The organism is Streptomyces uncialis (assembly GCF_001905345.1).
GTDB classification, from domain to species: domain Bacteria; phylum Actinomycetota; class Actinomycetes; order Streptomycetales; family Streptomycetaceae; genus Streptomyces; species Streptomyces uncialis.
Genome location: NZ_LFBV01000007.1, coordinates 269,496 through 293,279, shown reverse-complemented (window position 1 = coordinate 293,279; position 23,784 = coordinate 269,496). Strand labels below are relative to the sequence as shown.

Below are 23,784 nucleotides of genomic sequence, written 5' to 3'. Positions count from 1 at the left end.
TCGCGACCGCGGGTTCCGCGCGGTCCGGCGGGAGGTGAGAATCGCGGTATGAAGATCACCGCACGCGCGCTCAACCGCGCCACACTGGCCCGGCAATCGCTGCTCGGCCGCGAATCGCTCGACGTCGTGGACGCGGTGCGACGGGTGGTCGCGCTCCAGGCACAGCAGCCGGCCGCCCCGTACATCGCCCTGTGGAACAGGCTGAGCGGCTTCGATCCCACGGACCTCGACGCGGCCTTCGCCGGGCACCGGACGGTCAAGGCGACACTGATGCGGCTCACCCTGCACGCGGTCGACGCGGCGGACTACGCGTCGTTCCGCGCGGCGATGGAACCGGCGCTGCGCGGCTCACGGCTCGGTGACGTGCTCTTCCGGGCGTCCGGGCTCACCGCCGTGGAGACGGACGCGCTGGTCGCGCATCTGCTGGAGCACGCCGACCGGCCGCGGACCGCCGCCGAACTCGGCGGCCTCATAGCGAAGCGGATGGGCGCGCCGATGGATTCCGGGGCCCTGCGGATGCTCCGGGCGTGCGCACCGCTGTGGCACTCCCCCACGGGCGGGCCGTGGTCGTTCGGGACCCGGCCGTCGTACATCGCGGCGGTCGCACGGCCGGGGGCCGCGGACCCCGATGCCGCCGCGGCGGGTCTGCGGACCTTGATCCACCGGTATCTGGAGGGCTTCGGTCCCGCGTCGGTCGCGGACATGGCGCAGTTCGCGGTACTCCCGCGGACCCGGGTCAGAGGGGCGGTGGAGTCGCTCGCCGACGAGCTGGAGCGGCTGGAGGGGCCGGACGGCACGGTCCTGTACGACGTCCGTGGCGCGCTCCGCCCGGACGAGGACGTTCCGGCGCCGCCCAGGCTGATGGCGATGTGGGACAGCGTGCTGCTGGCCTACGCGGACCGGGCGCGGGTCATCCCGCCCGCCTACCGCAGGCAGGTGATCCGGGTGAACGGTGATGTGCTGCCGACGCTGCTGGTCGACGGTCATGTCGCGGGCGTCTGGCGCGCGGTGGGCGACGGGATCGAGGCGACGGCCTTCCATGCCCTGCCGGACCGGGTCTGGGAGGAACTGGGCGCGGAGGCCGGGTCGCTGGTCGCCTTCCTCGCCGCCCGTGACCCGAGGGCCTTCGGACGGTACGACCACTGGTGGGCCAAGGGGATTCCCGGCGCCGATGTACGGGTACTGCCCGGCGGTTGAGGGACGGGGCGGAGGGCGTCGAACGGGGAAAGGCGCGGACGAGGGGCCGGGTGTTCTTCGGTGGGATGTGCGGCCCCCGCCTTCGGCCGGTGGCCAAAGCGCGCGTAGGGGGCGGGGAAGCGGCCCCGGGAGGTCCGGCCGGATCGCGCTGGTGGGCGGGGTGTTCAGGATGTGATCACCCCGTATCGCGTTAGAGCGCCGTTCAGTACTCTCAACGGCTGTCGCCCGACGCATAGTTGGGCGACTCCCCGTCCCCCTTGTCCGGGAGAGGCAGCGCCATGAGAAGAATCCCCCACAGACGGTCGCGTTCCCTCGCGGCCTGCGCGCTCACACTGGCACTCGGTGGTGCGCTCGCCGCGGTCCCCGCGGCCGCGAACGCCGCCGACGGCCCGCTCGCCGTCCAGTACCGCACCAGCTCGTCCGGGAACGCCGCCTCACAGGCCGCTCCCTGGCTGAAGGTCCGCAACACCGGGGCCGCCCCGGTGGCCCTCAGCACGGTGAAGCTGCGCTACTACTTCAAGGCCGACTCGGCGAGCGCCGTGTACCGCTACTCCTGCGACTGGGCCGTCAAGGGCTGCGCCAACGTCACGGGGACGTTCGGTACGCTCGCCACCCCCACGGCGACCGCGGACCGCTATCTGGAGATCGGGTTCACCGCCGCCGCGGGTTCCCTCGCGCCGGGCGCCGACTCGGGTGACATACAGGTGCGTTTCCACCGTTCCGACTGGCAGCAGCTCGTCCAGAGCGACGACCACTCCTTCGGCGCCGGGCAGAGCGCGTACGGCGACTGGACGAAGGTCACCGCGCGGGTGTCCGGCACGGTCGTGTGGGGGACGGAGCCCGGCGGTCCGGTGGTCCCGCCGCCCGGTCCGGTGCTGTTCGACGATTTCGACTACACGGCGCACAGCGATCCGCGGCTCGCGGCCAACGGCTGGTTCCTGCGGACGTACTCGGGCGGTCCCGGTGTCCCCGGCGCCACCTGGTCCCCGCAGAACATCAGCTTCGCCGCGGCGGACGGCAACTCCGTCATGAAGCTGGAGACCTCCACCTCGGGGACCGCGGCGAGCACCCGGCAGACCGAGATCGCCACCTCGGCGATGAAGTTCAGGAAGGGCACGTACGCGGCGCGGGTCAAGTTCAGCGACGCGCCGGCGCAGGGACCCGACGGCGACCACGTCGTGCAGACGTTCTTCGCCATCAACGACCTCAAGGCGCCGATGGCCGACGACTACGCCGAGTACGACTTCGAGTACCTGCCCAACGGCGGCTGGGGCGAGACGTCGAACATCTTCTACACCACCTCGTGGGAGACGTACGACCCGAACACCGGGCAGGCCGTCAACCAGCACACGGTGGCCCGCAGCAGTCACGGCGGCTGGCGGGACCTCGTCGTCACCATCGACGACAACGACATCCGGTACTACGTCGACGGCACGCTGTTCAGCACGCACGGCGCCGCGTATCTCCCCGAGCGCCCGATGGTGATCGCCTTCAACCAGTGGCTGACGGACCTCACCGGTCAGACCTCCACCACGCCGCGTACCTATGAGCAGCAGGTCGACTATGTGCTGCACGTCAAGGACCAGGTGCTGACCCCGGCCCAGGTCGCGGCGAAGGTGGGCGCGTACCGGACGGCGGGCCGGACGTTCGAGGACACCGTGACCCCGTGAGCGCCGGGCGGGCGTGAACGGCCGGACGGCCGGTCACCGGCGGGCGCGCGGGGCGCCTGCGGTGACCGGCCGCCGGTGTGACGGGTGGTGCGGGATCAGCGCACGTCGACCCGGTCGCTGGAGCTGGTGACGCCCAGCCGCGACGGGGTGGCCTTGAACTCGGCCTTCCAGGTGCCGTCCTTCTTGGCGGTGAAGCCCTTGGAGAACACGCCGCCGCTGTTGGTGCGCGCGGTGGACTGCTTGGTCCAGCTCCGGGCGCCGTCGGCCTTGAACAGGATGTCCACGGACGCGTTCGCGGTGTTCTTCCAGGTGCCGTCCAGGCTGCGCAGGGTGCCCTTGACGGTGATGGTGCGGCCCTTGCGGACCGGTTCCGGGCTCGCGTTGAAGCCGGAGACGGCGGTGCGCAGCTTGACGTCCACGTTGTCGCTGGAGCTGGTGGCCGCGGCGCGGTCGGCGGTCCCGGCGTAGCGGGCGCGCCAGAGGCCGTCCTTGGTGACGGTGACCGACGCCGAGACGGCGCCCGCGCTGCTGGTGGTGGTCGTGGCCGCGCGGCTCCAGGTGCGGCTGCCGGCGGGCAGGGTCTCGATCACGACGGCGGTACGGGCCAGCGGGCGCCAGGTGTTGTCCGTCGAACCGGCGGTCTGGAGGGTGCCGGTCACCGTCAGCTTGCCGCCCTTGCCGACCGGCTCGGGACCGGCGTTGAGGGAGGTGATCCGGGTGGGGATCGCGGTGACGGTGAGGGTCGCGGCGGAGGTGGCCGTCTCACCGACGGCGTTGACGAACACGGCGCGGTAGCGGTGGGTGCTCTGGGCCGCGGTGGCCTTCACCGACAGGGTGGTGGAGGTGGCATCCGCGACGGTCTTCCAGGTCGCGCCCCGGTCGGTGCTGCGCTCCCAGCGGACCGAGTCGGAGCCGGTGGCCGCGGCGGTGAAGACGGCGTTGGCGCCCGAGCGGACGGTGGCGGACCTGGGCTGGGTGGTCACCGCGGCGGCGGAGCCGAACTGGAGCGGCTGGGCGACGTCCTGGGCGCGCGAGGGCATCCAGGTGCGGTCGGCGCCGTCGTGCGAGTTGAAGGTGGCGACGAAGCACGCGGTGACGCGGCAGTCCACGGGGGGCGGCGGAACGGCGCCGGCCGGGGTGAACTTCTCGGTGAGCTTCAGGGTCGAGGTGAAGGTGCCGTCGGCGCCGACCTGGCGGATGTAGGCGGCGTTGCCGAAGACGCCGGGGTAGGTGTCGCCGGGCAGGGCGACGGTCTGCGCGAGGTACACGCCGCGGCCGGGCCGGTAGCCCTTGCCGGTGACCGTGACCTCGGTCTCGGCGCCGAGGCCCTTCACCTGGCTGACCGTCAGGGTCGGGACGCTGACCTTGCCGCTGACCGCGAGGGGCTCCAGCGCGGAGCCGGCCGGGTACATGGGGGCGCCCCGGTAGGCGAAGATCTGCGAGCCCTCTTCGGTGAGGGTGCTCGTGATGCCGGTCCAGTCGATCGTGTCGCCGTCCAGGGCGCCGGCGGACGCCGTCAGCTTGGCGAACGGCACATCGGCGGTGGTGACGGGGGCCTCACCGGCCACGAGGTCGGTGGTGACGTTCATGTAGAGCGTGCCCTCGCCGTCCTTGAGGACGATCCGGGGGCTGGCGAGGGTGATCGCGGTGATGCCGTGGTCGGGCACCGCGTAGGTCACCGAGCCGCCGAAGCGCACATCGGCGTCGCGCCCGGCGGGGTCCACCGAGCCGTGCTTGACGGGGTAGCCGATCAGACCGCCGGTCCCCTGGGTGGCACCGTCGGCGACGTTGACCGAGCCGCGCATCGCGAGGACGTAGTTGACCCAGGACGTCTTGAAGGCCCAGGCGGACTGTCCGGTGAGCAGGATGGGGGAGGACGCGGACGTGCTCCCTTCCTGTACCGCGGCAGCGGCGGCGGGTGCGGCGGTGACGACGCCCGGGGCGGCGGAGGCGGGAACGGCGAGGACACCGGTGCCCACCGACACGACGGTCAGTGCGGCGAGGGCGGCCAGACGGCGACTGCGGGGCATGGACATGCGCTGCATGTCTCCTTCGGGGAGGGAGCACGGCACGCCGATGGGCGGAGCCGTGCCCTGGTTTTCGGACACAGATAAGGGGGGAAGACCGGCTTCTCGGAGTGGGGGACCCGAAGTCGACTCCGATGATATTAGGTGAGCCTTACCTAAAATGTCACCATGGGTGCCGAACGGTCCTCCGCCGCTTCCTGCGCGCGGCCCCTCCCGAGCCACTCCCCCGGGCGCCCCCGCCGGACGGATTCGATGTCCGCCGACCGCCGGTGTCCGGCGCTCCATGACGGTTCCCTGGTTCTCGTAACCACTGACGAGCAAGGGGATTTCCATGACGACGAGGGTTCTGGTGACCGGGGGCAGCCGGGGGATCGGCGCGGCGGTGGCGCTGCGGCTGGCCCGGGAGGGCGCCGATGTCGCGTTCACCTATGTCCGGGACGAGGACGCGGCGGCGAAGGTCGCCGCCGGGATCGGGGCGGCCGGGCGGCGCGGGATCGCGCTGCGCGCGGACGCGGCCGACGCGGACGCGGGCTCGGTCGTGGACCGGGCCGCAGATGCCTTGGGCGGGCTGGACGTCCTGGTGAACAACGCGGGTGCGGGTCTGATCGCGCCGCTGGAGTCGTTGACGCCGGCGGATGTGGACCGGGTGCTGGCCGTGAACGTGCGGGCGGTCTTCCTCACCTCGCAGGCGGCCGCCGCGCGGATGGAACGCGGTGGGCGCCTCATCGCCATCGGCAGTTGCATGACCCAGCGGGTGCCCGGTCCGGGCGGGACGCTGTACGCGATGAGCAAGTCGGCGCTGATCGGACTCACCAAGGCGCTCGCGCGGGAGTTGGGGCCGCGCGGGATCACCGCCAATGTGGTCCACCCGGGTCCGGTGGACACCGACATGAATCCGGCGGACGGTCCGTACGCGGCGGCTCAGCGGGCGTTCACGGCGCTCGGCCGTCACGGCCGTCCGGAGGAGGTGGCGTCGATGGTGGCCTGTCTGGCCGGGGCGGACGCGTCGTTCGTGACGGGCGCGGAGTTCTCGGTGGACGGCGGCCACGCGGCCTGACCGGCCCGGCCCCGGAGCGGCGCCGCACCCGCGTGTGCCGCCCCGGTACGCCGTCCGGGAGCGCCCGCGCCCGCGCCCGTGCTCCGCGTGGAGCGCGCAAGGTCCCGGGCCCGTGCGGGGCGCACCCTCGTGATCCCCCGTTCAGCGCCGGAAACTGTACTGGGTGAGACGGCTGCGCGCCTCACTCTCGGTCAGTCCGAGGGCCTTTCCGATCGTCTCCCACGACAGGTCGTCCGCCTGGGCGCCGTGGGCGGCGTCCCGGCCGACCCGCCGGGTGGTGCGTTCCAGCGCGGCCACCGCGCGCAGCGCCGCCAGCGGGGCCTCCGCGCACAGGGCGTGCAACTGCTCCTCCACCGCGTCCAGCAGTTCCTCCAGCACGACGGGCAGCGGCACCGAGCGCGACTCGACCTCGTCGATGTGCCGGGACCAGTCGTCGTAGGCGCCCGACGAGTCGAGGTCCGGGTCCCGGCCCGGCTGCCGGGGCAGTACGACGGGGTAGTCACCGGCGCCCCGCCAGCCGCAGGAGCAGCGGCCCCGAACCCGTGCGGCGCGCGGTCTGCCGTACCGGCCGTCGTAGACCCACCACTCGGTGGTCTCCTGGACATGGGAACCGCTGCCCATGTCGATGTACACGGGCCCCGGCTCGGTGCCGTCCGCCAGCACCACACCCACTCTGCCCTCGTGGGACGACCCGAACTCCTCGGTCTGCCACCCCATCAGCGTTCCCCCTGTCTCGGTCCGGGTTCTCCCGGGTTCGACCGGACTCGGCCGGCCCCGCCCCCGGGCGCCGCACCGCGCGGCGGTTCCCGGACACGGGTCCTTGTCCCGAGCATGCCCGAGGGCAGGGGGCGGGCGGCGGGAAAACGTCCGTACCGGTCCGAATCCCGGCGCGTGGCTGGGAAACGTGCCTGGCGCACGGGGTTCGGCGCGGGCGCGCACGACGGTGAACGCGCCCTCTCACACCGTCTGTTCGGCGGGGACCGGGGCCGGGGGGACGGATTCGCCGGTGCGGGACGCGGCGGTGCGCCAGCAGTCGGTGACCGCGCGCCGGACCAGCGTCAGGGCCTCGTCGCGGTCGGCGGGGAGCTGGAACGGCGCGCCGACGTGGACGTGCAGGGCGGGGCGGCGCAGCGGGGCGGTGAGCAGACCGGCGAGTTGCTTGGCCCCGCCACCGGAGGCCAGACGGCGTGATCCGGCCTGGCCGAGGGGGACGACGGGGGCGCCGGTGGCGGTGGCGAGGCGCCACACCCCGCTGCGGAAGGGGCCGGGGGCCGTCTCCCGCGGGTCGCGGCGGACCGGAAGGCCGCCTTCCGGGTAGAGGAGGACGATCCCTCCGGCGGCGAGGGCCGCGGCGGCCCCGTCGAGGGCCTCGGCGGCGCGGGGGCCGCCTCGGTGGACGGGGACGAAGCCCTCGCGGGTGAGTGCGGCGCCCAGCAGCGGTATGCGCCAGAGTCCGGCCGTGGCGAGGACGGTGGGCCGGACCCCGAGGCGGTGGAGCGCGGCGAGGACGACCGCCGGGTCGCTGAGGGAGGTGTGGTTGGCGACGATGACGCTGCCCGGCCGGGGTGCGGTGCCGGTGTCGGTCGTGACCGTCAGGCTCCCCAGCGCGGGGACCACTGCACCGGCGATTCGGCTGAGCATGAGCGGGGCCTCCCTGATCGTGTGTGCCCTCATCGTCCCGGGGGAGGCCGCCGGGTCGCCTGAGTACCGCTACTCACTTCGGTACGGGTGCGACCGGGGAGGTACGGACGGGGCCGGCGAGGTAGGGACGGGGCCCAGGTCAGCTCGTCGCCGCCGCCTCATGGCGCCGGGCGACGCGGCGTTCGGCCGCCTCGATGTCCAGGCGGCCCGCCGGATCGCCGCCCCTGGCCTGTACCGCGGAGCGGACGAGCGCCAGATAGAACAGGGCCGGGGCGCACGGCGTCCAGGACTCCTCGGGGTGGTCGAGGAGGAACGAGAGGACCGAGTCGGGGTCGTCGGGGACGAACGCGAAGTCGTCGTGCTCCCACTTGTCCTCGACGCCGCGGGACCACCGGGCGCGCAGCGCCCGCTCGTCCAGGTCGCCGAGGACGGCGCCGAAGAACGCTGCCCACTGGTTGTTGCGCAGGTCCAGGCCGAAGCCGAGCAGTTCGAGGTCGACCCGGTCGGATTCCTGGACGGCCAGTTCCTCGCGCAGCGCGCGGCGGGCGACGGCGTGCAGGCTGATGTGTCCGTCGGGGGCGATGTCGTGGTTGGCGGCCATGCCCTCGTTGGCGGAGGAGTTCCAGCGGGACCGGTTGGGGCCCACGACCCGTGCGCTGCGGTGCGAGAAGAGCATCTTGCGGTCGGGGCCGGTACGCACCGCCACGTTCACCCCGAAGCTGCAGAACATGTAGGGCGGTGCGTCCACGGGGTCCTGGCTCTCCAGGTACTGCTCGCGCAGGGTGAGTCCGTTGCGCTGGACGCGGTCGAGGTTGATGGAGGTGGTGAGGAAGTCGTAGTAGTCGGCGTCGCGCAGGGTGAGGGTGGCGACCGGCGCCTCCTCGGAGTCGGTGCGGGTGATGACCAGCCGGTCGACGGCGAAACGGGGGTTGTTCCAGCGGTGCGGGCGGCCCGCCGCCTCCTCGCGCCGCTCGTGGTCCTCGATGGCCTGCCGCCATCCCGCGATCTCCTCGGGGAACCCGACCCGTTCGGGGATGTACTGGACGCGTACGTCCTCCTCGGCGATCGGCCTGGTGCCGTCCCCTTCGAAGACATGGCAGTCGGTCTGGCGTCCGAGCAGTGTGAACCGGTCCCGCTGAGCCATCGAAATCCCCTCGTCCGCCCGTCAGTTGGTGAGAGTATGACGCGACTTCGGATGACGGGTCGACGGGGGTGGGGCCGGTGTCGGGGGACACGGGAAGAGGAACGCACCGCGGCGCGGGGCTGGTCGCGACGGTCGCCGTCGCGGAGTACGCGGAGCCCGCGCGGCCGGGGGGCCGTACGGTGCTGTCCCATGTGGAGGGTGTCCGCGAGCGGTTCGCGGACCTCGCGCGGGACCGGCTGGGGTTCGGCCGGCGGATGCGGCTCGACGGCACGGGGACGACCCGGGAGGCGCTGTGGGCGGGGCTCGACGCGTTCCGCGCGGACGGGGCGCGGCGCAAGATCCTCTACTGGACGGGGCACGGGGTGGACCGGGGCGACTCGGGCTACTACCTGGCGTGCCGTGACACCTGGGCGTCCGGGGCGTTCGACGCGGAGCACGCGGTCTCGGTCACGGAGCTGGTGGACCGGCTCCTGGACGCGGCGGAGGAGGCCGACACCCTGCTGGTCGTCGACGCGTGTTCGGCACACGGGCATCTGCCGCGGGCCCTGGAGGCGGCGCTGAGCAAGGAGCGGTCGCGGGTGCGCCGGGCCTACCGCGAGCGGACCCGGGGGTTCGTGGTGGTGGGGACGTCCGGGGTGGGGCGGGTCGTGCCCGAGGGGCGCTGGGTGGAGTGGCTGGAGCAGGTTCTCGGCGACCCGGGGCTGCGGATGCGCGACGAGGCCCGGCCGCTGGACCCGTCGGCGCTGTATCTGCCGGTGGAGTACCTGCTGGAGGGGCTCGACGCGACGGCCGCCGCGTCGGGGCTGGACGAGCCGGAGGAACGTCCGGGCAGTGTCGAGGTCCGTTCGCTGCCGAACAGTTTTCTGCGCAATCCGTACTACGCCGAGGCGGGCGAGGTACGCGGTACGGCGCTGCTGACGGCCGACGACCCGTACCCCTGGCTGAGGGCGGAGCACTTCGGGCTGGAGGACGGCGGGGAGCTGGAGCGGTCGTTCACCGGGCGGCACGGGCCGCTGAGCCGGGTGGTGCGCTGGCTGGAGACATGCCGTCAGGGGCTGCTCGCGGTGACGGGACCGGCGGGGTGCGGGAAGACGGCGTTGCTGGGACGGCTCGCGCTGATGTCGGTACCGAGGAAGTGCGACCGGCTCGATCCGCCGCCGCCCTGGCAGATCCGGCCCCGGCCGGGGAGCGTCCACGCGCTGATGTCGTGCCGGGGGCAGTCGCTGAGCACCCTGACCCGGGCCGTGTGGAAGGTGCTGGGCGCGTTCGAGGGGATGCCCCGAGTGCCCGCCGGGGCCGTCACCTGCGAGCAGTTGCTGTCCGCCACGGCGGTACTGGTGGGCCGGGCCGGGGCGCTGAACCTCGTCTTCGACGCGCTGGACGAGGCCCTGCCCGAGCAGAGCCATGAGATCGCGCGCCATCTGCTGAACCCGCTGGCACGGACGGCGGGGGTCAAGGTCGTCGTGGGGACCCGTCCCCAGCCGCGTCAGCAGAGCGCGTACCGGGAGCCGGACGAGAGCCTGCTGGAGACCCTGGACCGCACCGCGCACCCACTGGTGCTGGACGAGGACGAGGGCACCGAGCGGGACATCGCCGACATGGTCGAGGCGGTGCTGGCGCGGCCCGGTTCGCCGTACGCGGCGCCGGGCGCTCAGGCCGAGCGGGCCGCCGCCGCGGTCCGGGTGGCGGAGGAGAGCGGACGGCTGTTCCTGATCGCGCGGCTGTTCGCCGCCGAGCTGGCGCGCCGCGCGGAGCGGGTCCCGGAGGACCGGCTGGCGGCGCACATCCGCGCGGGCGGGGCGGGGCTGCGGGACCGGCTGGCCCAGGAGGTCGCCCAGTTGGGCGCGCGGGGTGTGGTGCGGGTCGCGGAGTTCGTCCGGCCGCTGGCACTCGTGCAGGGCCGGGGGCTGTCGCTGTCCGGGAAGCCGGACCGGGAGCTGTGGCTGCGGGCGGCGAACGCGCTGCGGGACGACGGTACCCCCGAACTGGCTCCGGACGAGCTGCGGTCGGCGGTGACGGCGGCGACGGGTTCGCTGGTGAGCGTGCAGCCGGAGCCCGAGGGTGAGCCCTCGTACGCGCTGGCGCATCCCGGGTACGGCGCCTATCTGCTGGAGAGCGCGGGCATCGGCGCCGACGACGGGCATCGGCGGATCGTGCGTGCCCTGCGGGCCGGGGAGCGGGGGCGGTGGGCCGACTGCCATCCCTACACACGTCGTCATCTGGGGGCGCACGCGGCGCAGGCGGGCCAAGGCCTGCTGGAGGGGCTGTTCGACGATCCGGAGTTCCTGGTGCACACCGACCCGGATGTGCTGCTGCCGCTGACCACGGGGCTGCTGCGGGTGTGCGAGGGCGCGGCGCTGTACGCGCGGATCGCGGACGTGTTCCGGTTCCGGGACGGGGTCCGGGAGCGGCGGGCGCTGCTGCTGGCGACCGCGTTCGTCAGTCACCGTGACACCTTGTACCCCCGGTTGCTCGGAGTGCCCGGTTTCGCCGCGCTGCCGTGGCGGGAGGTGTGGAGCGACGCGCCGCCGGAGGGCATCGAGGTGCGCTGGCCCGCTCCGCTGGGCGGGGCCCGCGCGCTGAGCTGGACGGCGGCGGGCCGGGGCCGGTCCGTGTCGGTCGGGGGTCAGGGCGAGATCGTGGTGCAGGACGCGGACACGGGCAAGCGGCTGCTGACGCGCCGTACCGGTGACGGCCCGGGACCCGGCGGCCGGCGTAAGGCGCTGACGGAGGTCCGGGAACTGGGCGAGGGCGCGCACCGGGTGACCGCCGCGCGGGACAGCCGGGCGGTGTACTTCTGGGTGGGGGCGGAGCGGCTGCCCTCGCAGGTCTACCGGTGGGGCGGCGCCCCGCACGGGCTCGCTCTGGAACGCTGCGGCGGCGCCGATGTCGCGGTCGTCGCCGACGGCCGTCTCACCTGGTCGTGGTGCTGGCCGTACCGGGGCCGTCCGGCGGACGGGTCCCTGGCCGAGGTGAGCCCCGCTCCCGCGGGGCGGATCGCGCTGTGCCGACTGGGCGGGCGCGGTTTCCTGCTGCTGGCGGACCGGAGGACGACGCTGCGGGAGCTGCTGCCCCGGGCGCGGGGCGGCGGCCCGCTGCTCGGACGCGCCTGGCCGCTGGCCGACGGCGGCCGGCCGGTGTACGCGGCGGCGGCCCTGACGGACCCGGAGACCGAGGGCGCCGACGGTACCGAGAAAGGCGGCGCGGACAGTGCGGAGGGCGGGCCAGGTGCGTGGCTGGCGGCTGCGGACGGGGTGAACGTCACCGTGTGGCGGCTGAGCATTCCGGGTTCCGGCGACGAGGACGGGGCGCCCCACCGGGAGGCCCTGCCCCCGCTGTCGTCGAACGCGCGGGGGCTGGCGCTCGGGCGGCTCGGCGGGCGGCCCGTGATCGCGCTGCACGAGGGCGGCAGCATCCGGGTGCGGGGACTGCGCGACGACACCCTGGAGTGCGTGTTCCCGTTGCGCAGTCAGCGTGACCCCGAGGCGCTGGCCTTCGATCCGGGAGGTTCGGGTCTGGTGGCGGTCGGCGACGGGCCCGATGTACGGCTGCTGGACGTGGCGTCGGCGGTACGGGCCGGGAGCCGGGGGCGCCGGCGTGACCATCATGAGCGGCCCGTCCCGGCGCTGGCCGCCGGCCCCCGCCCGGACTCGCCGCTGCTGCTGTGCCGGGCGTGGGGACGTGAGGTGGTCGTGGGGACCGTCGGGGGCCGGACGCAGCCGGTGGAGCCGGTGACGTTGCGGCACGACGAGCCGGTGACCGCGGTCAGGGCGGTGTGGGACGGCACGCGTTGGGCGGTGGCGGTGGCCGCCGGACGGCAGGTGCGGTTGTGGCGCCTGTCCCCGGACCTGACGGAATGCCACGGGACGGCGCCGGCCGGGCTGGGCGGCGATCCCCGGTCCAGGGTGCCCTCGCTGGGGCTCACCGCGGACGGCGCGGGACTGTCGCTGTTCGCCCCGGCGGGCGGGACGATCCTCTGCCGACGGATGTCCACCGCGGCCGGGGCACCGGACGGGTGGGGTCCGGAGCGGACGGTCCGCGCGGGGCTGCTGGTGTGCGGGCTGACCGCGCGGACCCTGGGCGACGGGAGGACCTGGGTCGCGGCGGACATCGGTGAACGGCTGGTCCTGTGGCGGGCCACGGCGGACGGGCTCGTCCGGGCCGGGACGACAGGTCTGCTGCGGCCGACGGCACCCGTGGTCCTCGGGGAGCACACCGAGGACGGGGAGTCGGTGCCGCTGCTCGCGTGGGCGGAGGAGGGGACCGTGAAGGTCACCGAGTGGGCGGGAGGCCGCTGGCGCACCGAGTCCGTGTCCGTGGGCGCGGCCCGGGTCTCGGCGCTGGCGTTCACGGGGTCCGGGCGCAGGCCGCTGCTGCTCGTCGCGGGCGGCGCGCGTCCGCTGGCCGTCTGGGACGTCCGGCGGGGCGACTGGGTGCCGGAAGCGGCCGTGCCCTACCGGGGTTTTGATGTGACGGCCGTCGAGTCGGTGCCCGACGGCGAGGAAGCCGTGACGGTGGCGCTCCAGTCGTCACAGCGGTGCGATGTGCTGCGGCTGCGGACCGGTGGTGCGCCGTCGGTGGCCACCCGTCGGCGCACCCCACGGCTGTGAGCCGGACGGTGTACGTTGCGGCACCCCGGAAGGCTTCCGGAGCCCGAACATCCCGGCAGGCTCCCGGAGCCCGAACCCGAACTCGGACCCGAACCCACAGGAGATCCCGTCTTGCGGCACGACCTCGTCGTCCTCGTCCCCGGCATCCTCGGCAGCCGTCTCACCCGTGACGGGACGGATGTCTGGCACCAGTCGCTCGGCACCGCGCTGCACATGGCACGGCGACTGGCGGCGCACCCGGGCAGACCCGGGTCGGCGTTCGACCGGCTGGCGCTGCCCCCGGGAATCGGTGACGGGAGACCCGAGGCACCGTGGGCGGTGCGGGCGGACGGGCTGCTGAAGGCGCCGTCCGCGCTTCCGGGTCTGCTGGCGTCGCTCGGGTATCCGGACATCAGGACGCTGGTCGACGGACTGCACGAGGAGCAGTGCCTGACGTTCACCTACGACTGGCGGCTGTCGAACCGGCTGACGGCCGCCGATCTGCGGACCGCGGTCGAGCGGTCGCTGTCCCGCTGGCGGGAGCGGGTGGCGGAGGTGTATCCGGACGCGCGGGACGAGCCGAGGGTGGTGCTGGTGTGCCATTCCATGGGCGGTCTGGTCGCCCGGTACTACCTGGAGTGCCTGGGCGGGCGGGACACGGCCCGTTCGCTGGTCACCCTCGGTACACCGCACCGGGGCGCGGCGAAGGCCGTCCGGTTCCTGACCCGCAACGGGGTGGGTCCGGGTGACGACCAGCGGCTGCTGGGACGCGCCGCGCTGTCGCTGGCGGGCCGCTGGCTCAACCCCGCACTCGCCGAACTGGCCGGGAGCTTCCCGTCCGTGGCGCAGCTCCTGCCGGTGTACCGGGCGGTGATGGTGCCCGGCTCGACCCGTACCCGTCATCTGGACGATCCCGGGATCAGCGTCCCCGGCCTGCCGTCGGAGCTGGTGAAGGACGCGTTCGCGTTCCACGCCGAGTTCGAGGACGCGCTGGAGCGCAACCGGCGCCGGGACGGGACGGCCGCCCTTCCGTACAAGGTCCACTGTCTGGGCGGCCGGGCCCATCCGACGGTCCACGGGGTGCTGCTGGCCCCGGACGGGCTGCGGTTCCCGCACGCGCTGGACGACAGTGACGACTGGACGGGCGACGGGACGGTGCCGGAGGAGTCCGCGTTCGCCGGGTGGGCGCTGGACGAGATGAGCGACGCGATCTGGAGCGGTGACCGGCATGTGGACCTGACGGGGGTGGACGGTGCGCGCCACCAGCTCACGGCGGTCGTCCGGGGACGCGGGGTGCGGGACACGCTCGCCGGGGACGAGGAGTTCGGTGTGCTGGCTCCCGAGCTGGCGGTGGCCGGGGAGCCGTTCGACGTCCTGGTGACGGGCGCGGCGGTGGACCGCCCCCTGTCCGTGGCCCTGTGTCCGGCGACCGGTTCCCCGGCCGCGCCGGTGGGGGAACCGGTCGCGATGACGCCGTCCGGTGACGGCTCGCTGCGGGCCGCGCTCACCGCGGGCCCGGGTACCTGGGTGCTGCGGCTGGAGGCCGGGCGGCCGTACGCGGTGCACCACGAGGTGGTGACGGTGCTGGAGGCGCCCGCCGGGTTCCCGGGCCCGGTACCGACGGCCTGAAGCCACCGGACCCGGGCCAAGGTCCCACGTCCCACGTCCCACCAGCCACCAGCCACGGTCAGCGGTCAGCGGTCAGCGGTCAGCGGTCAGTTCAGCATGAGGACGGCGACGCCCCAGAGCACCGCCGCCGTGACGACCAGCGGGCCCAGCGGCATGCCCTGTTCCGCCGGGTCGGCGTCGCGGGAGGGCCGGAGTTCGGGGTGGTGGCGCAGCACCCGCAGGGTGTCCACGGCGCGGGTCGCCGCGGCCGTGCCGCCGCGCATCTGCTGGATGACCGCGGCGCCGGTCGGGGACAGTTCAACGTCCCGTCCGCCGGTCAGGCTGAACCTGATGCTGTCCGAGCCTTGGTGGACACCGGCGATCTCGTCCCAGCGCAAGCGGCGGACGCGCCATGCCCCGGCGATCCAGACCCCGTCGCGGTCGGCGGTGACCCGCCAGTTGAGGGCGGTGGACACCGAGTGGACGAGCCAGGGCAGCCCGATCACCAGCAGCAACGACTGCCAGGAGAAGCCGTCTTCGAGGATGGCCCAGGTGCCGCCGCCCTGCACGAGGAGCAGCAGCAGTCCGACGATCCGGGAGCCCCGGTCGGCGGACCAGACGAGGGGGTCGGTGGTGCGGGTCATGCCCCGGGCCGTCTCCGCGATCGAGCGGGTGCGCCGGGGGCCCCGGGTGGGCTCGGGGCCGCCGGCGCCACCCGGGTCGCCCAGGTCGCCCGGATCTCCCGGATCTCCCGGATCTCCCGGATCTCCCGGGCGGGTGCTGGCCCGCCAGGTGGTCCGGGGGAAGAGTCCCACGCCCACGGGCTTCACGGGGGTGACGCTGCGCTCCGCCTCCAGTTCGTCTCCGTCGTCCGCCATGGCGAGGAAGGCGATCTCGCCGCCGGCGCGGGGGGAGCCGTACAGGACGGCCTCGCGCAGCGGGGGTTCGGTGTCCTGGCAGGCGGCGACGGCTTCGGCGATCTCCTGTTCCCAGCGCACGGCCTCCATGTGGTCGGCCGCCGGGCCGGGCCGTTCGCCGCCCGCCATGTCCTCGGGGTACGCGTCGATGGGGTCATCGGGGTCGTCGACGGCGTACAGCGAGTGGAAGCTGAGGACGGGGCGCAGGGCGGTGAGGTCGTCGGCGGCGTAGACCCAGGTGCGTCCGTCGTCCTCGCCCTCGCGTACGAGGACCTTCAGGACCGGGAGCGGGGTCGTGTCGAGGCGGCGCTGACGGCGTTGTCCGGTGAGTCCGTTGGCGAGGAAGGCGAGGCCGGGCACGGCGGTGCCGAGCAACAGCAGTTGCCAGCCGACGATGTCGTACGGCTCGGCGACCAGGCGTGTCCAGCCGCCGTCCACGACGAGGACGACGGTGCTGCCGACGGGGTGGTCCTCGGGGAAGAGGACGGTGAGACGGCGGGTGCTGTCGTCGGGCAGGGTCACCTTCATCGTGGCGCCGTCGTCGTCGCCGTCCACCTCGGTGACCTGGGCGGTGGTGCGGGTGCCCCGCTCGGCGCGGTCCTCGTACCCGGTGACGACCGACTGTCCCCGCCAGAGGGCGAAGAGGGAGACCGCCAGCAGCAGGGAGGCCATGACGAACGAGACCCGGCCGCGCCGGAAGCCGCGTACCTCGGCGGGCAGCCGGTGGCGCTCGGGTCCGGCGGCGGCCTCGGCGAGGGAGCGCTGGCGGCGCCGGGCGGCGACGCGGTGGGCGAGGGTGAGCAGCGCGAAGACGAGGGCGCCGAGCATGGCGACGTCCTGGGGGCCCGTGACCAGACCGGTGGGTCCGGCGTCGAGCAGCGCGCCGCCCGCGGTCACGGCGAGACCGGCCAGGGCGAGACGCGGTTGCCGCCATGTCCAGTACAGGGTCAGTACGGCGACGAGCGACAGGGCCACGTACTGCCAGTCGGCGTCGCACGGCTGGGCCACGGTGCAGATGTCGTCCGGGGCGGCGGCGATCGACCACACGGCGGCGGCGGAGAGTGCGGCCACCGCCCACAGCGGATGGGTCCACCGGGCGGGGGCGGCGGCCGCCCAGCGGGCGGTGTCGGTGCCGCGCCAGTCACGGGTGCCGGGTGGTATGTGCTCGGCCGGCAGCGGAAGGGGAAGTTCGCTCACGTCCGTATTATCGTGCGACCGGCTCGCGGGCTGTCCGCGGGTCCGGCCTGCGAGCGCGATCATGGTCGCGAGGGCTCAGGGGCGGTGTGCGGCGTGGCGCGGCCCGCCGGGGCCGGGTGAGGGCTCCGGCGGGCCGCTGTCGGAAACCGCCGCGGTGTCACGCCACCCGGGTGGCTAGCTGGTGACGACCAGGCCCTTGACCCGGGACCAGCCGAGGGAGTCCGCCTTGGCGAACAGTGCCTTGATGTTCTTCGGGTTGAGCTTGATGCAGCCGTTGGAGTAGTAGTCGTTCGGGTTGGTGTCGGTCCACTTCTCGGACTCGATCCGGCCCTGGCCGCCGTTGGGCTTCATCTCGCTGTGGATGAACAGCTCCGTGCGCTTGGTGCCGTTGTGGCAGCGCTTGTCGGTGACCTTGATGACATAGCCGTTGATGAGGCCGTCGAAGTCGGTCCGGCGGAACTCGATGCGGTACTTGCCGTTGGGCAGCCGGCCCTTGCCGACCGCGCACGTGTTGGTCGAGGTGCCGGAGCCCGCCTTGTAGGACTTGATGACCCGGTCCGGACCGCTGACGCTCCGCATCAGCGACAGCCGGGAGTTGGTGACCGTGCCCTTGTCGAACTTGAGGTAGTAGCTCGGTGCCGCGGCGGACTGCTGTTCGGCCGGCGCGGCGGCGGGCTGGGCGCCCGCCTGACCGGCGGCGGTGACGGAGAACGCCACTCCGAGTGCCGCGACGGCGGCGACGGTGTTCCTCTTGGTGCTCGACTTGATCGTCATGTTCCTCGATCCCCCTGGATTCGGTGGTCCGTTGCGGAGCCGGATGCCCCCCGGTGGTGCTGCTCCGGGGCGACACGTCGACCATGCCGGGGCGGACTGGGAGGAAACCTTGGGGAAACCTTGGACGGGTCCGGGCGGGCCGCCGGGCGGGAGTGCGTACGGCGGGCGGGAGTGCGTACGGCGGGCGTGCGGTGTCAGTCGGCCGGTGCGGTGAGCAGGGCGACGGCGGTGGCGAGGAGCCGGGCGTCGCTCTCCGGCGAGCGCCGGGAGGTGATGCCCGAGCGGAACAGGGACGCCCCCTCGATCAGCATGATGAACACCTCGGCGCGGGCCCGGCGGTCCGCGTCGGGCAGGGCGGGGCGGTGCCGCCGGATGTGCTCGGTGAGCCGCTCCCGGTAGTCGTGGTAGAAGGCCCGGACGGCGGTGGCGACCGTCTCGTCGAGCGCGGCGAGCGCCCACAGTTCGGTGAACAGCCGGACGAGGGCCGGGTCGTCCTGGTCGGCCAGCAGGGCGCGGACCAGTCCGGTGGCGTCAAGGGTCTCGGGGGCCGCCGCGAGCAGGGGGTCCAGCCGCTCCAGCGAGCGGCGCAGCACCCGGTCGAGGAGCGCGGCGACGAGGTCGGGGCGGGTCGGGAAGTAGTACTGGAGGTGGCCGAGCCGTACCCCGGCGGCCGTGGCGACGGCCCGCATGGAGAGTTCCGGGTATCCGGAGGCGAGCAGGACCGTCTCGGCGGCGTCCAGGAGCTCACCACGCTTGCGTTCGCCCTTGCCGGTTCCGGCGGGGCCCGCCGGGGGCCGGGCGGGCGGCGGGCCCGTCATGCCGCGCGCTCCGCGGTCCGGTCCCGCGCGGTGTCGAGGGTGACACCCTGGGCGGCGAGAGCGGCGGCGACGCCGTCCGGGAGCGGGGTCTGTTCGGGCAGGACGACACCGGTGGGGGCGGGGGCTCCGTCCGCTCCGAGGACCCGGCGCAGCCCGAGGAGGCCGCCGACGGCGGTGAGGTGCGCCTGGCCGGCCGGGTCGGTGAGGGTCGCGGTGCGGGTGCGGCCGCCATGGGTGACGTCGACACGTACGAGCGCGGTGCCGCCGTCGCCGGGCGCGTAGAGCAGGGAGCGGCGGGCGGAGGTGAAGCGGTCACCGCGGCCCCAGCGGAAGAAGCCGATCCGTTTCGCGGCGAGCAGCGCGGTGGTGGAGGCGGCGGAGTCGAAGCCGATCCTGGTGACGGCGGTGGTGGTGCCGAGCGTCAGCGGGAGGGTGAACTGCTCGGGGGTGTCGATCCGGGCGACCCGGGTGGGGAAGGCGCCGATCCGGACGCGGCGGGCGTCCCCGAGCGGTGCGACGCTGCGCCGCCGGCCGTCCTCGACGATCTCGTAGTCCAGGCCGAGCCGGTCCATGAACTCGACCGAGTCGGTGCCCGCCCGGTCGTTCAGGTCCCAGCGGATCGCCACGTCCACGGTGTCGGCGCCGCCGAGTTCATGGGCGAGGGCGGCCACCGCGAGGCTGATCACGCCGCCCATCCAGGCGGACGAGAGCAGGACCGGGGCGGTCGGCCGGCGCAGGGCCGCGACGGTGACCGCGCGCTGCACGCGGGCGGTCCAGCGGGTGAGGTCCACATAGGGCACCCCGCCGTCGAGCGCCGCGCGCAGTACCCGGTCGTCGGGGTCGTTGACGACGCTGACGACCGCGCGGACGGCCGACGCGAAGGGTTCGGGGTCCGCGAGGTCCCAGCGGACGGTGGTCGCGCCGGTCTCGCGGGCCAGGTCGGCGCCGCGCGCCACGGTCCGTCCGGCGAGCAGGAGGGGCCAGTGCGGTGCGGCCATCCGGGTGAGTTCCGCCCCGACGGTGCCGTATCCGCCGACGAGCAGGACGGGGCCGTCGGGGTCATGGGTGAGCTGGTCGTGTGGTGCGTGGTTCATGGAATCCACTATAGGTCATGCGACCTATAACTTTAGGTCGCATGACCTAATCGATGTGAGGGAGACGGCTCGGGAGCCGCAGCGGGGGTGCGTCGACGGGAGGCGCCGGGGGCGGGTGCCTCCCGGCCTGCCCGCCCCGGCGCGGGTCACCGCTTCACACGCCCACAGTCACCAACTGGGCACGGGCCACGGTCATCCCGCCCTGGACGGCCTCGAAACGCAGCTCGCCCGGGCGCGTCCCGGTGGACCCGAGCGACAGCCGTACCGGCAGGTCGGTCTCGCAGAACCGGGTCGGCCGGAGATCGATCTCCCGCACCTCGACGCGCCCCCCGTGGCGCGCGTGGACGAGTTGGAGCGCCGCATCCGCCAGCGCGAGCGCGGGGAGGTGGTCGTAAGCGGGGTCGTGGACCACCGGGTGGGTCGCGGGGACCCGCAGCAGCGCACGCGTCCCGTCGGGCGTGTGCCGCACCCCGGCCACGAACACGTTCTCCGGCCGCCGCCGTCCGACCTCCCCCGGGGTCGCGCTCCCGGCCGGGCCGTCGTCCGGCCGTTCAGCACGCAGCGCCGCGATCCGCAGTCGCCGCTCCTCGGCACGCAGCGCGGCGAGCCGACGGCTGTCGAGGATGGTGCCCCGCCCTTCGCAGCTCCCGGCCGAAGGGGCGCCGGGGGACCCCGTGGAGTGCGTCGCCGCGAAGGACCAGAAGGTGTCCCGGAGCCGTGCGCACCTCATCACATATCCCCCCGGGCCACCGGGCTCCCCGGGGCGGGGCGCCGGGACGACGGACGGCGCCGGACGGATCAGCCGGGCCCGCGCGATGGCGACACACATCCCGGCGCGCCGGTCGCCCACCGCTTCGAAGGCCAGGAACGCCGCCGCGCGCCCCATTTCCAGGATCGTGCGCAGATCCACTCCGTCCTGACCCTCCGGCCGGTCACCGAAGTAGGGGTGACCGGCGGTGGGACGCGGTACGGCGGTGATCCGCTCTCCGTCGAAGGCCGCGGAGGCGAACAGGACGTTCTCCGGCCGCTCCCGGTCGACGAGACGCGGGGGCACCGTGTCGTACCGGCAGGGGTGACCCGGCGCGGGGGCGCCGAGCAGGGAGGTCTGGTCACAAGACGTGGTCATGTGTGGGCAAACGAGCAAACCTTCCTTCACGTAGCGCCTGTTCGGGGAACACTTCCGTCGCGTCAACACGGCGCCGCCGCACGGCGCGCGGGGATTCCCGGCGAGGCCGGGCGCGGGGGACCCGGCCGGGGCCCGCGCGTCATCCGTTCGGCTGACCCCGCACCCCGTGCGCGGCGCGACCCCGCCTTTTGACTGAATGTCGCCGGCTGACTACGTTGTGTCCGCCCGGTGGGGTGTGCCCGCCTTGAGGCGGGTTCCTCCGCCGCCCGGACCCGCTCTCCCCCATGCCCGCGCGACACCGCGCCCCGGGTGCCCCGCCCTGTCGGCCGGTCCCCGGCCCGCCCCCGGAAGGGACCCATGCCCGACCAGCACCGCTTCGTGGAGAACACTCTCGCCGTACTCGCCGCACGTCCGGACGCCGAGGCCGTGGTGCAGGGGCCGCGCCGGATCACCGCGGGCGAGTTCCGTGCCCTCGTCCTGCGGACGGCGCGGGCGCTGCGGCGCCGCGGGCTGCGCCGGGGGGACGGGGTGGCGCTGCTCGGCCGGAACTCGCCCGAGGTGATCGCCGTCCGGTACGCGGCCCATCTGCTCGGCTGCCGGGTCGGGCATCTGTCCACCGGACTGACGGCGAAGGCGCTGGCCGCGGGGGTCGAGGACATCGGCGCCCGGGTCCTGATCGCCGACCCCGCGTCGGCCGGCCTCGTCGCGGCCGCACCGGACCTGGCCGCCGTCCCCGATGTCCTGGCACTCGGGCCCGGGGGGCACGGTGACGACCTGCTCGCGCTCGCGGCCCGGGAGTCCGCCGACCCGGTGGAGTCCCCCACCGCGCCGGACGACCCCTGCGCGATCCATCACACGGGCGGCACCACGGGCCCGCCCAAGGGCATCTGCCGTACATACGGGCAGATCGGCGGGATCATCGCGGCGCCGCTGCCGCCCACGCTGGCGGAAGTGCCGGACGGGGAGCGGCTGTTGGTGTGCACCACGCTGACGATGTTCGGCGGGTTCCTCGCGGACCGGGTCCTGGCACGGGGCGGCACGGTCGTCCTCCAGGACGGCTTCGACGCCGCCGCCGTACTGGACGCCGTCGAGAGGGAACGCGTCACCCGGCTGTTCCTGCCCCCGCCGCTGCTCTACGCGCTGATCGACCATCCCGCGGTCGGCGACCACGACCTCTCCGGTCTGCGCGTCCTGCTGTACGGAGCCTCCCCCGCCTCCCCCGCCCGTCTCGCCGACGCGCTGCGCACGCTCGGTCCGGTCCTCGTCCAGCACTACGGGCAGAACGAGGCGGGCAGCATCAGTCTGCTGGCCGCCGCCGACCACGACCCGGCCCGGCCCGAGCTGCTGCGCTCGGTCGGCAGACCACTGCCCGGTGTGTCGGTGGAGATCCGCGATCCGGCGGGCCGCGTCCTGCCGACCGGCCGGGTCGGGGAGATCTGGGTGCGCTCCCCCGGCCTGATGAGCGGCTACTGGAAGCGGCCCGACCTCACGGCCGAGGCCCTGCGCGACGGCTGGCTGCGCACCGGGGACCTCGGACGGTCCGGCCCCACGGGCCTGCTGACGCTCACCGACCGGGTCAAGGACGTCATCGTGGTGGACACCGTGAACGTGTACACCACCGAGATCGAGCACACGCTCGACGCCCACCCCGAGGTACTGCACAGCGCGGTGTACGGGGTGCCGGACGCCGACGGGGTCGAGGAGGTCCACGCGACGGTCGTCAGGGCGCCCGGTGCGGCCGTCGACGCGGAGGCGCTGCGCGCCTGGGCACGGCGGGAACAGAGTTCCGTGTACCGGCTCGCGAGGGTCGCCTTCACCGACCGGCTGCCGCTCACCGAGGGCGGCAAACCCGACAAGCGACTGCTGCGACGGCTGACGGGCACCCCGGCCGGTTCCCTTCCGGGCACCCCGGCCACCTCTCTTCCTGGAGACCGGACATGACCGACGCACTGACCGCGGTCGAGCGGACCTCGCTGCTCACCGCGGCCACCCGGGGCCGTGAGCACGCACGGCCCGACCGGCTCTACAGCGACCCCTACGCGGCCCGGCTCGCGGGCGACGCGGGCCTCGCGCTGCTCACCGAGGCGGCCCGGATCATCCGGCCGGACGGACGGGTCCGGGCGATGGTCAGCACCCCCGACTTCGGGGTCATCCGCACCCGGCTGTTCGACGACTTCCTGCGTGCGGGCACCACGTCCGGCCGCGCCTCGCAGATCGTGCTCGCCGCCTCCGGGATGGACACCCGGGTGTACCGGCTGCCCTGGCCGCCGGGTACGCGGCTCTTCGAGATCGACCGGCCCCCGGTGCTCGCCCACAAGGCGGAGCGGCTGCGCGAGGTCGCGCCGCGCGCCGATCACCGGACGGTCCCCGCCGATTTGGTCACCGACGAGTGGGAGCCCGCGCTGCTGGCCGCGGGCTACGATCCGGCGCGGCCCTCGCTGTGGGTCCTCGAAGGGCTGCTGCACTATCTGCCCCCGGCCGAGGTGCACCGACTGCTCGACCGGGTGGCCGCGATGACGGCGCCCGGCAGCGGTATCGCCGCGGATGTCGCCGGGGCCCGCGCCCTCACCTGTGAGTCGATGCGTCCCTTGTGGGAGCTGTTCGCCCGCTGGGGCAGCCCGTTCCGCTTCGGGGACGACCACCCCGTGGAACTGTTCGCCCGGCACGGCTTCAGCGTCGGCGCCACCGAGCCGGGCGCCGGTGACACCGCGGCGTACGGCCGCTGGCCCGACCCGGTCCCCGACCCCTCGCGCACCGACGTGGCGCGCGGCTTCTACGTCCGAGGGACACGGAACGGGCTGCGGGACGACTCCCGCGACGGTCTGCCGGGCTGAGCGGCTCGCCGGCCCCCGTGCCCGGCGAGCCGTCCGCTCATGGTTCCGTCCGGCCCGGAGGCCGGGGGCCGTCCGGCCCGGCGCGTCCGAC

Annotated in this window: 16 protein-coding genes; 7 read left to right on the top strand and 9 right to left on the bottom strand. The window is 74.2% G+C overall.

Going from position 1 to position 23,784, the window contains the following annotated elements:
- Nucleotides 1-48: 48 nt before the first annotated feature.
- Both AB852_RS25825 and AB852_RS25820 read left to right on the top strand, forming a co-directional pair.
- Complete coding sequence (locus AB852_RS25825) at nt 49-1,197, top strand: winged helix DNA-binding domain-containing protein (RefSeq protein WP_073792593.1); 1,149 nt, start codon at nt 49-51, stop codon at nt 1,195-1,197.
- A gap of 278 nt (nt 1,198-1,475) precedes the next feature.
- Complete coding sequence (locus AB852_RS25820; protein WP_073792592.1) at nt 1,476-2,867, top strand: cellulose binding domain-containing protein; 1,392 nt, start codon at nt 1,476-1,478, stop codon at nt 2,865-2,867.
- Nucleotides 2,868-2,962: 95 nt separating this feature from the next.
- Here AB852_RS25820 and AB852_RS25815 read toward each other — a convergent pair whose 3' ends face one another.
- Nucleotides 2,963-4,903, bottom strand: coding sequence for an HtaA domain-containing protein (locus AB852_RS25815; protein ID WP_073792724.1), 1,941 nt, complete (start codon nt 4,901-4,903; stop codon nt 2,963-2,965).
- Nucleotides 4,904-5,225: 322 nt separating this feature from the next.
- Between AB852_RS25815 and AB852_RS25810 the strand changes: the two genes are divergently transcribed.
- A complete protein-coding gene (locus AB852_RS25810) occupies nt 5,226-5,951 on the top strand; it encodes an SDR family oxidoreductase (protein ID WP_073792591.1) in 726 nt (241 codons plus the stop codon).
- A gap of 141 nt (nt 5,952-6,092) precedes the next feature.
- Here AB852_RS25810 and AB852_RS25805 read toward each other — a convergent pair whose 3' ends face one another.
- From AB852_RS25805 to AB852_RS25795, 3 genes are all read right to left on the bottom strand, one after another.
- Nucleotides 6,093-6,668, bottom strand: coding sequence for a hypothetical protein (locus AB852_RS25805; RefSeq protein WP_073792590.1), 576 nt, complete (start codon nt 6,666-6,668; stop codon nt 6,093-6,095).
- 240 nt (nt 6,669-6,908) lie between these two features.
- The gene (locus AB852_RS25800) at nt 6,909-7,592 is read right to left on the bottom strand and encodes a lysophospholipid acyltransferase family protein (RefSeq protein WP_073792589.1); all 684 of its coding nucleotides are present in this window, start codon (nt 7,590-7,592) and stop codon (nt 6,909-6,911) included.
- 139 nt (nt 7,593-7,731) lie between these two features.
- Entirely contained in the window at nt 7,732-8,736 is a 1,005-nt protein-coding gene (locus AB852_RS25795) for a translation initiation factor 2 (RefSeq protein WP_073792588.1), read from the bottom strand.
- A gap of 77 nt (nt 8,737-8,813) precedes the next feature.
- On the opposite strand from AB852_RS25795, the gene AB852_RS25790 reads away from it, so the two are divergent.
- Complete coding sequence (locus tag AB852_RS25790; protein WP_143201281.1) at nt 8,814-13,346, top strand: ATP-binding protein; 4,533 nt, start codon at nt 8,814-8,816, stop codon at nt 13,344-13,346.
- A 111-nt stretch (nt 13,347-13,457) separates the two neighbouring features.
- Nucleotides 13,458-14,954 carry an alpha/beta hydrolase gene (locus AB852_RS25785; RefSeq protein ID WP_073792586.1) on the top strand — a complete coding sequence of 499 codons (1,497 nt, stop codon included), beginning with the start codon at nt 13,458-13,460 and terminating at the stop codon, nt 14,952-14,954.
- 86 nt (nt 14,955-15,040) lie between these two features.
- Here AB852_RS25785 and AB852_RS25780 read toward each other — a convergent pair whose 3' ends face one another.
- The 5 genes from AB852_RS25780 to AB852_RS25760 all read right to left on the bottom strand — a co-directional run bounded on the left by AB852_RS25780 (nt 15,041) and on the right by AB852_RS25760 (nt 20,859).
- A complete protein-coding gene (locus tag AB852_RS25780) occupies nt 15,041-17,047 on the bottom strand; it encodes a hypothetical protein (protein WP_073792585.1) in 2,007 nt (668 codons plus the stop codon).
- 174 nt (nt 17,048-17,221) lie between these two features.
- Nucleotides 17,222-17,821, bottom strand: a complete 600-nt coding sequence (locus AB852_RS25775; protein WP_073792584.1) for a L,D-transpeptidase family protein — start codon at nt 17,819-17,821, stop codon at nt 17,222-17,224.
- A 194-nt stretch (nt 17,822-18,015) separates the two neighbouring features.
- On the bottom strand, nt 18,016-18,639 hold the full coding sequence (locus AB852_RS25770) for a TetR/AcrR family transcriptional regulator (protein ID WP_073792583.1): 624 nt from the start codon (nt 18,637-18,639) through the stop codon (nt 18,016-18,018).
- A complete protein-coding gene (locus AB852_RS25765; RefSeq protein ID WP_073792582.1) occupies nt 18,636-19,733 on the bottom strand; it encodes a saccharopine dehydrogenase family protein in 1,098 nt (365 codons plus the stop codon). The genes AB852_RS25770 and AB852_RS25765 overlap by 4 nt, the downstream gene beginning before the upstream one ends.
- Nucleotides 19,734-19,887: 154 nt before the next feature.
- Entirely contained in the window at nt 19,888-20,859 is a 972-nt protein-coding gene (locus tag AB852_RS25760) for an AfsA-related hotdog domain-containing protein (protein ID WP_073792581.1), read from the bottom strand.
- A gap of 357 nt (nt 20,860-21,216) precedes the next feature.
- Here AB852_RS25760 and AB852_RS25755 point away from each other — a divergent pair, with 357 nt between their 5' ends.
- Nucleotides 21,217-22,800 (top strand): AMP-binding protein, encoded by a 1,584-nt coding sequence (locus tag AB852_RS25755; RefSeq protein WP_073792580.1) that lies wholly within the window; start codon nt 21,217-21,219, stop codon nt 22,798-22,800.
- A complete protein-coding gene (locus AB852_RS25750; protein ID WP_073792579.1) occupies nt 22,797-23,693 on the top strand; it encodes a class I SAM-dependent methyltransferase in 897 nt (298 codons plus the stop codon). Before AB852_RS25755 ends, AB852_RS25750 begins: the two co-directional genes overlap by 4 nt.
- The last annotated feature ends 91 nt before the right edge of the window (nt 23,694-23,784 follow it).